The sequence below is a fragment of the Testudinibacter crocodili genome, assembly GCF_006228025.1.
Lineage (GTDB): Bacteria > Pseudomonadota > Gammaproteobacteria > Enterobacterales > Pasteurellaceae > Chelonobacter.
This window is the reverse complement of sequence record NZ_VDHF01000057.1, coordinates 20107-34614: the sequence shown is the minus strand read 5'-3', so window position 1 is coordinate 34614 and position 14508 is coordinate 20107. Positions and strand designations below refer to the sequence as shown.

Genomic DNA, 14508 nt, shown 5'->3' with positions numbered 1-14508 from the left:
GAATCACTAAACCTCACAACTTTTGCCTTATTTATTTGCAAAAAGAGTGGCGAAAAATAGTCTATAGCTCAAATTATAAACAAAGATCAACAGACCCTACTATCGAAAAAAATTTTAACAGCGCAGAATTAGCTGGAAATGAGGCTGGGCTATACCACAATAGGTTAAGAAATAATTGGCTGCGCCGATTCTATCGGCAATTTGTGAATCTTAATCTGGGGTCTCATTAGGCATCACCAGTTTGATCGGCTTCTACTTTGGATTGTCCGCTTAACACGCCATTAGTGCTGCAATTTGTTGGTATGCAGCCTGTTGGCTTTGTTTGCTGTGATCAACTGCAATATAAACAGGCGCAGTCAGTCCTACGCTTGGCAAGCGTGCAGTCAGCCATGCTGCTGCGGCAAGATTGGTAGCTTGGCTCTCTGCGGCAAGAAAAATAAACAGTGGAATTTTTTCCAGATTTTGATTGTATGGCAGGCGCTCCAGCCACTGTTGCAAACAAGCGTAATCTTCGCTGCATAATGCCAAAGCAAGATAATCTGCCTGTTGTAATTTATCTGTCGTCGGGCATATCGCCGCATACGAGGCTGAAAGTGCGGTCATACCGCTTAAATCCCATGTCAGTACCTCCGTATTCCGCCATTTCAGCAGGCTTTGGCGCACAAATTCATCGATTAATTGATTGCTGCGACACCCCTCGCCACGCATTGAACTTTTAATAATCCCTAATCGGCTCATGATCTACCCCTCTTTTACTGCGAATATTAGGGTCTGTTGATCTTTGTTTATATTTTGAGTTGTTGTTTAAAATATAAACAAAGATCAACAGACCCTAGAATTTTATCAGCCAGCCCAATTGTCGATTGCTCCACAATGAAAACCACTATATGCTTTTGAAAGGCTACCCTCTTTTGTACTATTTTATATCGGGAATACCACTTATGGATACCTTGACCAGCATGAATGTCTTTCGCCAAGTCGTCGATTTAGGCAGTTTTAACAAAGCGGCAGAGTCTCTGAATATCTCTCCCGCAATGGCAAGCAAGCATTTACGCCACTTGGAAGATTGTTTGCAAGCCAAGCTGCTCAATCGTTCCAGCCGACATTTGAGTTTGACCGAAATCGGACAAAGTTACTACCGTGAATGTTGCCATGCGTTAGATATTCTCAACTCCGCCCGTCAAACTGCTCAGCAGGGCGTGGTCAATCCGCGCGGCACCTTGAAAATAACGCTGCCAATTTGGTTGGCAACACCCGATTTTGCAAAATTATTACAACAATACCGCACTTTATACCCTGAAGTACGGTTGTCCCTCAATCTAGACAACCAACGTACTGATTTGATCGCTCATGGTTTTGATTTGGCACTACGCGTTGATCGCAGTATCGATCCGAATATTATTGTGAAACCGTTAAGCAACATCGAGTTCTATTGGGTCACTTCACCACAATATTTTCAGTCGCTCTCAGCCCCCATCAGCCTTGAAAACCTAAATCAACACATTGCCGTCACCCCAAATTACACCAGCACCGAATATGAGCTCAACAGTGTCGCCGACAGCAATAATACCATGATGTTAAAAGAGTTAGTCTGCGCCGGTATGGGAGTTGTCAATTTGCCGCAATGGGCAATTTCGGCAGAATTACAACAAGGACGTTTAGTCAGAGTGCTGACCGATGAAAAGGTGAAAAGCCTAAAACTCTATGCTGCCTACATGAACCGCGAGCATCTGAGTGCCAAAATCCGCACTTTTATCGATTTCTTAGCTGAAAAACTGGATAACAAAAAGGCGGAATAATCTCCGCCTTCATTCTCCTCAATCCTGAGTAGTGATCAATTTTTCTCTTTTTCCACCGCACTTTCAACGGAACTGGAGATCGTCAGATAGACTTCACTCGATAGCAACGGACGCAGCACTCTTGCCAACTCCGCAATTTTGGCACTGTCTGCGCCACCATTATCACTGAAATAACCGTTTTCACGCAAACTGGCGATAAAGGTAGAGAACACGGCCTTATCAAAAAATTCCGGCGCATTAATACCGTGCAGCACCGACAAACGCTGTGCCACCGATTGGCTCTCTTTCTCCAAACTGCCTCGTGCAATTTGCGGATCAGCTTGCAGGAAATCCAGTGTAATATAGTAGCGTTGCACCACCTCACGCACGCCTGCCGCCAGCAGTTGCAAGGAGCGAATATTGCGCTTATTGATGCTAAGCATATTTTCATGCTGATTGAGCAACGCTTGGCGCTGTAGCTCCGCTACAATTTTTGCAACGAATGGTTTGATCGCATCTTGATCAAAATCCATGAACAATTCTGCTTTCAAGAACGGATAAATTTTCTCTACCGCTTGCAATAACAGACTTTGTTGAATCGCTTCATGGTGGATCACAATCGAAGCAATCAGTGACGGCAACACAAACAGATGTTGAATGTTGTTACGATAATAAGTCATCAACACTGCTGAAGAGCGCTCCAGTCGGATAATTTCGCCGAAATTATCGTTTTCCAAAATAATCCCGACTTTATCCAAGCCCAATACATGCTCAAGCATCGCTTCAGGCGACTCTTGCGGCACGATCACATCACGGCTGTAGCTAACATTATTCAACAGTTGCTGATAACAACTGAGTTGCGCCAACAACTGCTCGCGTGACAACGCGCGCTGGCGGGAAGAGAGCAACACCGTACCAATCAAATTCATGGCATTGATCGCCGCAGCTTTATTGATATTACGCATCACTTGCTCTGCAATTTGATCCACTGCTGAACTCAACCAACTTTTACTCTCTTCACCATTCAGCTCTTTCCAATGCGGATAGTGCTGATTCAAATAAGTATTCAAGGTGATCGGTTCGCCGAAGTTGACATAACCTTTGCCCATATTGCGTAGCTTTTTAATCACTCGCAGCACCAAACCGGCGTTTTCTTTCTCTTTCGCCGCACCACGCAGCTCCTTAGCGTAGGTATCGACTTCCAAAACATGCTCATAACCGACATACACCGGCACCAAACTGATCGGTCGGGTCTGCCCCTCCATCAGCGCTTGCAAGGTCATCGACAACATCCCGGTTTTCGGCGCCAGCAAGCGCCCGGTGCGCGAACGCCCACCTTCAATAAAGAATTCGACCGCATAACCGCGATGAAAAAGTTCGGATAAATACTGACGAAACACGGTTGAATATAGACGGTTGCCACTGAAAGTACGGCGGATAAAAAATGCCCCCCAGCTGCGGAAACGTCCGCCGACCGGCCAAAAATTCAGATTAATTCCGGCAGCAATATGCGGTGGTACCAGCCCTTGGTGATATAACACATACGACAGTAATAGATAGTCAATATGGCTGCGGTGGCACGGAATATATACGATTTCATGCCCTTCAATCGCCAATTTTCGCACTCTGTCACCATTTTTGACATCGATACCACGATAGAGTTTATTCCACAGCCAGCCTAAAAAACGATCCGCTAAGCGCAGACTCTCATGGCTTACATCGGCGGCAATTTCGTGCAAAATATCTTCAGCATTTTTAGTCGCTTTAGCATGATCAATTTTTTTATTTTTCGCCTCATCGGCAATCGCCTCTTGCACTGCGGTAGCTTGCAAAATTTGGCGGAACATGGCTTGTCGATCCGGCAGGCGTGGACCGGTTGTGGAAGTACGTTGTTTAGCAAAGTGAATTTTGGCGACCCGGGTCAATTTAAGCGCAATTTCATCGTCACTGCCCTGCAAATGTGCCATGTCGCGCAACGACACCGCTTTGGAAAAGCGTACAAAATTATCACGCCCAAACCAAATCATCGCCCACAATTTCTGCAAACGACCTAAAAAACGCAAGTGCGGTAATTTCTTTTCACGCCCTGGCGAACGTCCCCACAGCACAGACACCGGCACCAACTGCACATCCAACTCAGGATGGCTGCGGTGCAATTCAAAATATTTGGAAAACAGCGTACGAGTATTCTCAGTCAGTTGCTGTGATTTAAAAAAACGGCGCCCTCTGTCCAAAAAGACAAAACGCGGCAGCTGGTCACCGTTAATTTTGTTATTCAATAACGGATCCGGCAGTCCCAACTGCAAGCAATTTTTGCGCAAAATCAGTAAATCGGTCTGTGAAGTGTAAGGCAATAAATATAAAAAGCACTTTTGCTTGTCCAACTCCAGCTCCCCAATCGGATCACTTGGGATAGGGTTAGATTTCACTGATAACGACAGCATAAAATTCAAAATCTTACGATAAATATTCAGAAAAATTGACATTCTTATTGTTATCCAAATTTAACGAGTTAATTAATTATTCGACACTAGGGTCTGTTGATGCTTCAGCCTATTTGCTGTTCCGCTAGCTATTCCGCTAAATTGTAAACTTTAACATAATTTCCAGTAATCGCCTATTTCCATCTTGGTCTGTGAGTCGAGCAATCGTCGTATCAGACACCATTTCTTACCGATTTAGTGATTGCACATTAGCAAATACTGTATATAATAACAGGTAAGCTGTATAAAAAAACAGGGGCTGACTATGAAACCACTAAAAGCACTCACACCACGCCAACAAAAGGTCTATGATTTTGTTCGCTCTCATTTAGAATCCACCGGTATGCCGCCCACTCGGGTGGAAATTGCCAAAGAGCTAGGCTTTCGCTCCCCCAATGCAGCGGAAGAGCATTTGAAAGCTTTAGCACGCAAAGGCGTGATCGAAATTTTATCCGGCACCTCGCGCGGCATTCGTTTATTGCTCAACGAAGAGCAAAGTGCGGTTGAAGAAGAGGAAGAAGGCTTGCCGCTGATCGGGCGGGTTGCTGCCGGGGCGCCCATTATGGCACAGCAGCATATCGAAGGCAGCTATAAAGTTGATGCGTCAATGTTTAAACCACAAGCGCATTTTTTACTAAAAGTCTATGGTATGTCGATGAAAGATATTGGTATTTTAGATGGCGATATGCTGGCGGTACACCGCACCCAAGATGTGCGCAACGGGCAGGTTGTGGTTGCCAGAATTGAAGATGAAGTCACGGTGAAACGGTTAGAAAGAAAAGGTTCGACTGTATATCTGCACGCTGAAAATGAAGAGTTTAAACCGATTGTGGTCGATCTAAAAACCGAACGGATGGAAATCGAAGGCATTGCGGTCGGTATTATTCGCAATAATGCTTGGATGTAACATTGTTCAGTTATTACTTAGCACATTAAAAAACGGCGCCATTATTATATATTGGCGCCGTTTTACTGTTAAAGTGCGGTTAGTCTAGGGTAAAGCTCACCGGAACTGACGGTGTGGAAATAACACCCGCTGGGCGCGGCCCAACTGCTCTGGCATTCTGCACCGCTTTCAAGGCGGCTTTATCCAAATCCGCATTGCCAGAAGACTTGATCACTTTCGGGTTTTGTGGCTTTCCATTCTCACTTAAGGTAAATGCCACCATCACCCGACCTTGTTTACGCATCATTCTTGCCCGCTGCGGATAGTTTTTATTGCGTTCAATTTCACGACGTAACTTAGCAAGATAGGCATCAATCTCCTTGCCACCGGCACCAGCCACATTCTGCTGAGTCGTGCTTTGTGGCCCGCTTGCCTTAGAAGCAATATTATTAGGCGACTCGACAGTTTTCGGTCCACGCGCAACATCTAACGGCTTAGGCTCTTTTTTCTTCGGTTTTTCCTTTGGTTTCTCTTTTGGTTTAGGCTTCTCTTTTGGTTTTTCCGGTTCCTTAGGCTTTTCCTCTTTCGGCGGCTCAGGTTTAACCGTTGGATCTGGAATTTCTTCTTTCGGCTCCGGCACCTCTTCTTTAATCGGCTCCGGTTCAGGTTCTGGTTCGGCTTCTACCATTGCCATCATCATTTCCATCGAGATGGTAGTACTGATCTCATTACTCACCTGTCCATTTGCACTTTCATCCGCCAGCGAACGAACGACCACCAGCAATAACAACAACGCAATCGCCAGATGAAAAACCAAAGAGACTACAAACCCAATTAGAGAACGGCGTTTTTGCATCACTGATTACCCTGTGGCTTTAACGTGACAATCGCCACATTCTTAATATCGTTTTTGGAAAACACATCAGTAATATCAACAAACTCCTGAAAAGGCGTCGCAGCATCAACTTTAAGCGTAACTTTCTGAGCTTTGTCCCATTTCGCCACTTCGTCAGCCAGCGCTTCTTTATTGATCGGCTTATCGTTATAGTACAGCTCGCCAGTTTCGGTCACTGTCAGCAATTTTGCCAAATCATCGGCTTTCATGGTCACGCTACTACTGGCTTTCGGCACATTCACCTGAATTTTGCCTTGTGAAATAAACGATGCCGTCACCAATACAATCGCCAACAGCACCAGCATAATATCCAAAAAAGGGATAATATTGATTTCATCAAATTTCTTCACCACACTTCCCCTTGCAATTAAACCTGCTGCTGTTTTTCGTTAAAGGCAAACCATTTCAATTTATTGACATCTACTTTTCGATTCAAACCGTTATAAAACACCATTGACGGAATCGCCACCAGGATCCCGACAGCGGTTGCTTTCAGTGCCAAGGAGAGGTTGACCATAATCGATGCCGCATCAATATCTCCACCAGATTGCCCCATGGTATAAAATGTTAACAAAATCCCGATCACCGTTCCCAACAACCCAACATAAGGTGCGTTTGACCCAATGGTTGAAATTGTGGTCAAATTGCGGGTCAAATCAATCTCCAGCTCATGAATCGTGTCATATTGTTCCACCTTGACCTGACTAAAAAAAATGATGCGTTCGATTACCATCCATAACATGATAAAACTCATCAATGCCAGCGTTCCCAAGATGATATAATCGGTATACTGCTCTAAAAATTCAAATAAATGATTCATTTACAACCTGCCTAGCCAAATATCGATAAAATAAAGAATAAAAAATACAAAGTGCGGTAACACTTTGTATTCTTGTAAGTGAGAATTACTTTCATTATTGTATCTAATTTATCCACTGGCGTAAATCAGAATTTTGGATCAATGAGGCGAAAAGTCAGCGCAAACAGATTGATGTTTCATATCGAGCTTATTCTTGTAATAATCCTTGTGCTAATAAATATTGACGTGCGACTGCTTTTGCCGATCGGTTTTCAACCTTAACCGCATAATTCATCTCTATCATCTGCTGTTCGCTGATTTTATCGGCTAATTGATTCAAAATAACCATTAACTTCGGATATTTAGCTAATGTTTCCGCACGTAACAATGGTGCTGCCTGATAGGCTGGAAACAACTGCCTGTCATCACGTAACAACGTCAAATGGTGCTGTTTTATTTCACTATCGGTCGAATACGCATCGGCAATTTGTGTTTCATTATTCAATAGGCTTTGATAACGCAACGCCGGTTCCATCGTTTTGACCGTTAAATTCAGCCCATAACGAGATTTCAAGCCTTGGTTACCGTCTTCACGATCATTAAACTCAAGGGTAAAACCGGCAACCGCACTTTGCTCAACCTTGCGCAAATCAGAGATCGTTGCCAGCCCATGCTGCTGAGCGTATTCATTTTTCACTACCACCGCATAGGTATTCTGAAACTGCATCGGCAACAAATATACTAAATTATCTTGCTGCTGAATCTGTGTTTTAGCATATTGATATACTGCATTTGGCTCCGTTTCAGCAAAGCCTGAATTCGGCAACAAGGTCGTCACAATCGTGCCACTAAATTCAGGGTAGATATCAATATCGCCACGCTTCAAAGCGTTATATAAAAAAACAGTTTTACCGAAATTAGGTTTCAGCACCACTTTTATATCGGAATTGGCTTCGATCAATTGTTGATACAGATTGATTAAAATATCCGGCTCACTCCCCAATTTTCCGGCAATGATCAGCGTATTATCATGCTGCTTACTCTTAAAAAACGTACTGCCGACCGTCAAACTACCAAGCACCAGCAAAAGTGCGGTCACAAAAATAATTCCGATGGGTTGCAGTCGCAGCCGAGCTAAATAACTAATGGCATAGTGCGCCAACATTGCCAACAAGGCGGAAGAAAATGCACCGATTAAGATCAGTGCACTATTATTGCGGTCAATACCTAATAAAATGAAGCTGCCTAAGCCGCCGGCACCGATCAACGCAGCCAATGTTGCAGTACCAATCACCATCACGGTGGAAGTGCGGATGCCGGCAATAATCATCGGCAATGCCAGAGCTAAACGATATTTTTTCAATTTTTCAAAGGAGGTCATGCCAAAAGCTTCGGCAGCCTCTTCCAGCGAGGACGGAATTTCGCGTAATCCGGTATAGGTGCTGTTCAGAATCGGGAAAATCGCATATGCGACCAGTGCGATAATGGTCGGCAGTTTACCGATACCGACCAATGGGATGAGCAATCCCAGCAGCGCTAAAGACGGAATCGTTTGCAAGATACCGCTTAATTGCAATGACCAATTGGCTGCACGTTGATATTTCTCTAACAGCACCGCCAACGGCAATGCAATTAATACTGCTAGCAGCACCGACAATAATGATAACTGCAAATGGACTAAAATCGCTTGTAGCCATTCTTGCTGACGGCTTAGCAATGTGGTTAGAAAATCGCTCATTCTGTCCTGCCTACGGCTTCAACCGGTTGAAAAAAACGCTGTACATAGTCATTTGCCGGTTTTTGCAAAATAGTTTGCGGCGCAGCAAGCTGCTGTAAAATACCGTCTTTCATTACGCCGATTCGGTCGCCTAATTTCAAGGCTTCTTCTACATAGTGAGTAACAAAAACGATAGTCGGAGCAAATTCACGGTGAATTTGCAAAATCAAATTCTGCAATTCCAAACGAGAAATCGGGTCTAAGGCGCTGAATGGTTCATCCATCAAAATAATTTTCGGTTCGGCAATAACGGCACGCAAAATGCCAATTCGTTGCTGTTCGCCGCCGGATAATTCAGCAGGTTTACGCGTAAGATAGTCGAGCGGCAGCTGTACTTTTTCCAATAACTCATGCGTGCGTGCGGTGATTCGCTTTTTATCCCAACCTTTCAATGCTGGGATCAGGGCAATATTCTCCGCTACCGTCATATTGGGAAATAGCGCAATTTGCTGCAAAACATAGCCCATTTCCAAGCGCAGTCGACGCTTGTTATACTCACGACTATTTTTACCGGCAATAATAATTTCACCACCATCTTTGTCGATCAATCCATTCAGCATTTTCAATAATGTTGTTTTGCCACTGCCGCTTTCCCCCACTAACACAAAAAACTCACCGCAGTGGATCTTCATGCTGACATTCCGTACTGCTATTTTATCTGCGTAATGTTTACTGACATCTTGTAGCTCGATCATCATGATCTCCGTTTTCGGTGCTAGGATTTCAACGTCAAAATCATACGTTGAACTATAAAGATTACTCTCTCACTTAGCCCATGTCGCAAAGTGATCAATGACAATATGAAAGTGCGGTTAAGTTTGAATTTAATTGGGCTGGCTAGTTGCTGCCCGTTGGCTGCGCTGGTAAATTTCCAATGCTTGCGGCAATACTTCAGCCAAGTTGGCTTCCCGTTCAGCATAAGCTGGGTGTGTCGAGGCTAATTGGCGGAGAAAGCCATTATTGTCGCCGGAAAATTCATACATCTTTGCCCACAATCGCTTGGCAGCATTTGGATTATAGCCGCCTTCCGCCATGATCAGCAGCCCCAATCGATCGGCTTCCAGCTCGCTGCTGCGCGAATAAGGTTTATTCACCGCATATTCCGGTGCCAAAACCACTGCACTACCTGCATAATTGACTAAACTAGAGGCAGCTACTGATCCAAACAAACCAAGTGCATAACTGGCTCGACTAATGTTTACCTGATGTTTGCCATGCTCTTTGACGACATGCGCCATCTCATGTGCCAAAATCAGCGCCAATTCATCATCACTTAATTTTAGAACTTCAAGCAACCCGGTATAAATGACCATTTTTCCACCAGGCATTGTCCATGCCCCGGCCTCTTTCGGATTGCGCAATACGACTATCTGCCAATCGAAAGCACTACCACTCTGATTGCTTTTCTCCGCAATCGGGTGCAAACGAGCAAAAACTCGCTGTACTCGCAGTGCGGCTTCAGAGTTGTGTTCCACCACCCCGAACATTTCCATTTGATTGACCATGCGCTGATAACTTTTGGCAGAACGCTGATTCAGATTTTCGCTGCTGGTACAGCCCAGCAGCGAAAATAATAGCGCAACCACCACCCAAAAACGGGCGTCTCTCATGATTTATACCGTTCCATTAACTTATCAACCGGCTTTATTTGATTTTTTATATAATTCCAGCGCATCCGGCATCAGCTTACGCAAATTAGCTTCACGCGCTGAATCGGTTGGGTGAGTGGAGATCAAACCTTCCAATGCGCCACCAGAACCACCACTGGCGGCACTCATTTTCTGCCACAGGCTGATCGACGCTTCAGGATCATAACCGGCTTCCGCCATCAGCAATAAACCGATCTCATCCGCTTCGGTTTCATTGCTGCGTGAAAATGGTTTATTCAAGCCGTACTCTTGCGTCAAACCAACAACCGTACTGAAATCATAACCGGTGGCGGCAGATAGCGCTACATTGCCAATGCTGCCCAAAAGGCCGGTCGCCATATTAAAATTCACTTTTTGCTTGCCGTGTTCTTTCAATGCGTGCGCCATTTCATGCCCCATCACCACCGCAATTTCGTTATCATTTAATTTCAAACGATCGACCAAGCCGGTATAAAACATCATTTTTCCGCCCGGCATCGCCCATGCGTTCAATTCATTGTTTTTCATCACCGTAATCTGCCATTGAAACGGCACACCGGTGTCATTGGCTTTTTCCGCATATGGCTTGATTCTCTGGAATACTTTTTGGATCCGTTTTGAGGTCGCTGAGGTCGTATCAATCACCCCCTGCCGTTTCATTTCATTAATCGTTTGAGTATAACTGCTAGCCGCTTGCTGATTAATAGTTTGCGTGTCAGCACAACCTGCCAAGCCAACAGATAACATCAACGCCAAGGTCATTGCTTTGAATTGCTTTTTCATCATTAGCTCCTCATTGATTAAAAAAATACCGCACTTTTTACAAAGCGCGGTATAAAATTAACTCATTCATATTGCATGAAACGATGTTATTTCTTGGCACGCTCAAACGAGGTTTTAATCTCTTCACGCGCTGCTTCAACACCTTCCCAGCCGTCCACTTTCACCCATTTTCCGGCTTCCAGTGCTTTGTAGTTTTCAAAGAAATGTTGAATCTGTGCTTTTAGCAATGCAGGTACATCGTTAATGTCTTTGATGTGATCATACTCTTTGCTAAGCTTGCTGTGTGGTACCGCGATCAATTTAGCATCTGAGCCGGCTTCGTCAGTCATTTTCAACACGCCGACCGGACGGCAACGGATCACCGAGCCAGGAAGTAATGGATAAGGGGTTGGCACCAGCACATCAACCGGATCACCGTCTAACGACAGGGTATTGTTGATGTAGCCGTAGTTGGCAGGATAGAACATGGCAGTCGCCATGAAACGATCGACGAACACCGCACCGGAGTCTTTATCTACTTCATATTTAATTGGATCTGCATTGGCAGGGATTTCAATCACCACATAAATATCATCTGGCAGTTCTTTACCGGCAGGGACTTTTTCTAAACCCATGTTATATTCCTTTTCAATTTGTGAATGTCAATAAACTTGCTGAATTATAGCCTTAATCTTTTGCTTTTGTCGAGAAGATCAACGACGAGAAGTCGCAGCAAACAAGCAAAGTGCGGTAGCACAGACCGCACTTTACAACTGAATCTACAATTTTTCTACCAACTCAACCGCTGCACCAATATAATTCGCCGGCGTCAGTTGTTTTAAGCGCTCTTTTTCTGCTGCAGGAATAGACAAGCCATCAATAAACGCCTGCATGGCCGCTGCGTCCACGCGTTTGCCACGGGTCAGCTCTTTCAATTTCTCGTACGGTTTTTCAATACCGTAACGGCGCATTACCGTTTGGATCGGCTCGGCCAGCACTTCCCAGTTTTGATCCAGTTCGGCACGCAAATGGGCTTCGTTGACTTCTAACTTGCTGATGCCTTTGCTGCTGGCGGCATAAGCGATCAAGCTATAGCCCAGGCCAACCCCAAGATTACGCAACACAGTCGAATCGGTGAGATCACGCTGCCAGCGAGAAATCGGCAGTTTCGCGCCCAAATGCGCCATCACCGCGTTCGCTAAACCTAAATTGCCTTCCGAATTCTCAAAATCAATCGGATTGACTTTGTGTGGCATCGTTGACGAGCCGATTTCGCCGGCAATCGTGCGCTGTTTGAAGTGATTCAGGGCGATATAACCCCACATATCACGGTCAAAATCAATAATAATAGTGTTAAAACGCGCAATGTTGTCAAACAGCTCGGCGATATAATCATGCGGTTCGATTTGCGTGGTATATGGATTCCAAGTGATCCCCAAACTTTCGACAAATTCTTGGCTGAACACATGCCAATCGATATCTGGATACGCCGACAAATGGGCATTATAGTTGCCGACCGCACCATTGATTTTGCCTAAGATTTCCACTTGTTGCAGCTGTTTCACCTGACGCTGCAAACGATACACCACATTCGCCATTTCTTTGCCAACAGTGGACGGAGAAGCCGGTTGCCCGTGGGTGCGCGACAACAACGGGATGGTTTTAAACTGTTCTGCCAAATCTTTGATTTCACTGATCAGCTTCTGCCACGCTGGCAAAACCACCTCGTCACGTGCGGTTTTCAGCATCAAGGCATGCGATAAGTTGTTGATATCCTCCGAGGTACAAGCGAAATGGATAAACTCGCTCACCGTCGCCAATTCCGGCAGGGCTTCGGATTTCTCTTTTAAGAAATATTCCACCGCTTTCACATCATGGTTGGTCGTGCGTTCAATGTCTTTAATCCGTTGCGCATCGGCGAGGGAAAAATCCGCCACGATCTGATTCAAATAATCGTTCGCCTGTGGTGAAAGAACAGCAACTTCAGCGATTTCAGCGGTTGCCGCTAATTTTTGCAACCAACGGACTTCGACCTCCACCCTAAATTTCAGCAACCCAAACTCACTGAATATTGAACGTAAACTGGCGGCTTTGTCTTGATAACGACCGTCAATCGGCGAAAGTGCGGTTAAAGCATTAAGTTCCATTAAAGAAAACTCCGTGTGATGAAATTAAAGAGAAGAATAAATCTGTTGTGCATGTTGGTAATATTTGTTACGGCTGAACAACAATTTCAGGCGCGAACCGCCCAACTGCCGCCACAACACCGCTGAACGAATGCCGCACAGCAAAGTGGCACGCACCCGATTTTGAATCGCCGTTTGCTGCAAATACACCGGCGAACCTTTCACTTGAATCTTCGCCCCTAGCGGACTGATCACATCGACATAAATCGCAGCGATGCTGGCGATCATCTGGTCATCAAGCAGCTCAAAATGTTGTAGCTGGCGGTCCAAGCCTTGAATGCGGCTGCCCAATAGCTGCTTGCTTTGTGGGTTCTTTTCCAGCTTAGCTTCCAATGCGATCAAACTCATCCAATAGCGCCCGACGTTAATGTCCATCTCACCCTTGGCACCGGAAACCTGCTCCAGCAAGGTGCTCAGTCCCAGGGTTAAATTGTGCGGATCATCGCCGTAAACGTCCAACGTGGATTTTGGTGAGGTGTTGATTAATGATTTCAGTGACACCGCAAACGCCGCTTGATCGGCACTGCCCTGCTCCGAAAATTGCCGCACCAACTTCGCCGCCTGACAAACACCGGCTAGGGCAAGGGTGAGATCATGATAGTCTGCCATAGTTATTTCGATAGAGTCCTGCTGTTTAAATTGGATTAAGTTTACATTAAATTTGCAACGGGCTCTAGGGTTTGTTTAACGGTTGAAAATCAAACCAGATCTGGTAGCTACTTCGATCTGTTCATCACTCAATGTTTTAAATTAAGTGCTCGTTGGTTTTCATTCCTGATTATTTACCAGCCCCGCCACAAACGGTAAATTACGCCATTTATGTTGCCAAGGCAAGCCGTAGCCGACCAGTAAATCGTCGTTTTGCATTTCGTAGGCGTAATATTGTTTCACTGGAATATCCACCCGTCCCGGTTTAACAAACAAGGTGGCAATCGCAAGGGATTTTGGGGCGAAGGTTTGCAGGTGTGCGACTAAACGCTTCATCGTGCCGCCGGATTCAATGGCATCGTCGATTAAAATCACATCACGGTTTGTGATCTCAATATTCTGGTGGTACACAATTACGGATTGATTTTGGCGGTCACCCGGGGTGTGTGGGCAGGAGATGTAGTCCATTTCGATTTCGAACGTGAATTTGCGAACCAAATCGGCAGTAAATAAAATCCCACCGGGCACGACGGTGATCACCACCGCACTTTGATTTTGTGAATGCTGATATTGTGCATTTAGTAAGGCCGCCACTGTTGCCACGCCCTGTTGTATCGCACTTTCACTCAATACCACATCACCAATAGTTGTCATCATTCTGTTTCC

Annotated in this window: 15 protein-coding genes; 2 read left to right on the top strand and 13 right to left on the bottom strand. The window is 45.2% G+C overall.

What is annotated here, in order from left to right; genetic code table 11:
- Positions 1–270 precede the first annotated feature (270 nt).
- Complete coding sequence (locus FHQ23_RS06430) at positions 271–738, bottom strand: hypothetical protein (RefSeq protein ID WP_139613578.1); 468 nt, start codon at positions 736–738, stop codon at positions 271–273.
- Positions 739–941: 203 nt separating this feature from the next.
- Between FHQ23_RS06430 and FHQ23_RS06425 the strand changes: the two genes are divergently transcribed.
- Positions 942–1799 (top strand): LysR family transcriptional regulator, encoded by an 858-nt coding sequence (locus FHQ23_RS06425; RefSeq protein WP_139613577.1) that lies wholly within the window; start codon positions 942–944, stop codon positions 1797–1799.
- A gap of 35 nt (positions 1800–1834) precedes the next feature.
- Here FHQ23_RS06425 and plsB read toward each other — a convergent pair whose 3' ends face one another.
- Positions 1835–4264, bottom strand: coding sequence for a glycerol-3-phosphate 1-O-acyltransferase PlsB (gene plsB, locus FHQ23_RS06420; protein WP_139613576.1), 2430 nt, complete (start codon positions 4262–4264; stop codon positions 1835–1837).
- 262 nt (positions 4265–4526) lie between these two features.
- Between plsB and lexA the strand changes: the two genes are divergently transcribed.
- On the top strand, positions 4527–5168 hold the full coding sequence (gene lexA, locus FHQ23_RS06415; RefSeq protein ID WP_139613575.1) for a transcriptional repressor LexA: 642 nt from the start codon (positions 4527–4529) through the stop codon (positions 5166–5168).
- 79 nt (positions 5169–5247) lie between these two features.
- Here lexA and FHQ23_RS06410 read toward each other — a convergent pair whose 3' ends face one another.
- The 11 genes from FHQ23_RS06410 to FHQ23_RS06360 form a co-directional block, all read right to left on the bottom strand.
- Positions 5248–6006 (bottom strand): energy transducer TonB, encoded by a 759-nt coding sequence (locus tag FHQ23_RS06410; RefSeq protein ID WP_139613574.1) that lies wholly within the window; start codon positions 6004–6006, stop codon positions 5248–5250.
- Complete coding sequence (gene exbD / locus FHQ23_RS06405; RefSeq protein WP_139610182.1) at positions 6003–6392, bottom strand: TonB system transport protein ExbD; 390 nt, start codon at positions 6390–6392, stop codon at positions 6003–6005. The genes FHQ23_RS06410 and exbD overlap by 4 nt, the downstream gene beginning before the upstream one ends.
- Positions 6393–6409: 17 nt before the next feature.
- Entirely contained in the window at positions 6410–6862 is a 453-nt protein-coding gene (gene exbB / locus FHQ23_RS06400) for a TonB-system energizer ExbB (protein ID WP_139610183.1), read from the bottom strand.
- 187 nt (positions 6863–7049) lie between these two features.
- On the bottom strand, positions 7050–8579 hold the full coding sequence (locus FHQ23_RS06395) for an ABC transporter permease/substrate-binding protein (RefSeq protein WP_139613573.1): 1530 nt from the start codon (positions 8577–8579) through the stop codon (positions 7050–7052).
- Positions 8576–9316 (bottom strand): ATP-binding cassette domain-containing protein, encoded by a 741-nt coding sequence (locus FHQ23_RS06390; protein ID WP_267963643.1) that lies wholly within the window; start codon positions 9314–9316, stop codon positions 8576–8578. The genes FHQ23_RS06395 and FHQ23_RS06390 overlap by 4 nt, the downstream gene beginning before the upstream one ends.
- A 126-nt stretch (positions 9317–9442) precedes the next feature.
- On the bottom strand, positions 9443–10228 hold the full coding sequence (locus FHQ23_RS06385; RefSeq protein WP_139613572.1) for a M48 family metallopeptidase: 786 nt from the start codon (positions 10226–10228) through the stop codon (positions 9443–9445).
- Positions 10229–10252: 24 nt separating this feature from the next.
- Positions 10253–11029 carry a M48 family metallopeptidase gene (locus tag FHQ23_RS06380; RefSeq protein ID WP_139613571.1) on the bottom strand — a complete coding sequence of 259 codons (777 nt, stop codon included), beginning with the start codon at positions 11027–11029 and terminating at the stop codon, positions 10253–10255.
- A gap of 86 nt (positions 11030–11115) precedes the next feature.
- Positions 11116–11643 carry an inorganic diphosphatase gene (gene ppa, locus FHQ23_RS06375; RefSeq protein WP_132967762.1) on the bottom strand — a complete coding sequence of 176 codons (528 nt, stop codon included), beginning with the start codon at positions 11641–11643 and terminating at the stop codon, positions 11116–11118.
- A gap of 144 nt (positions 11644–11787) precedes the next feature.
- On the bottom strand, positions 11788–13155 hold the full coding sequence (purB, locus tag FHQ23_RS06370; protein ID WP_139613570.1) for an adenylosuccinate lyase: 1368 nt from the start codon (positions 13153–13155) through the stop codon (positions 11788–11790).
- 24 nt (positions 13156–13179) lie between these two features.
- Positions 13180–13803, bottom strand: a complete 624-nt coding sequence (gene hflD / locus FHQ23_RS06365) for a high frequency lysogenization protein HflD (protein ID WP_139613569.1) — start codon at positions 13801–13803, stop codon at positions 13180–13182.
- Positions 13804–13962: 159 nt separating this feature from the next.
- Positions 13963–14499, bottom strand: a complete 537-nt coding sequence (locus tag FHQ23_RS06360) for a phosphoribosyltransferase (protein WP_139613568.1) — start codon at positions 14497–14499, stop codon at positions 13963–13965.
- Positions 14500–14508 lie beyond the last annotated feature (9 nt).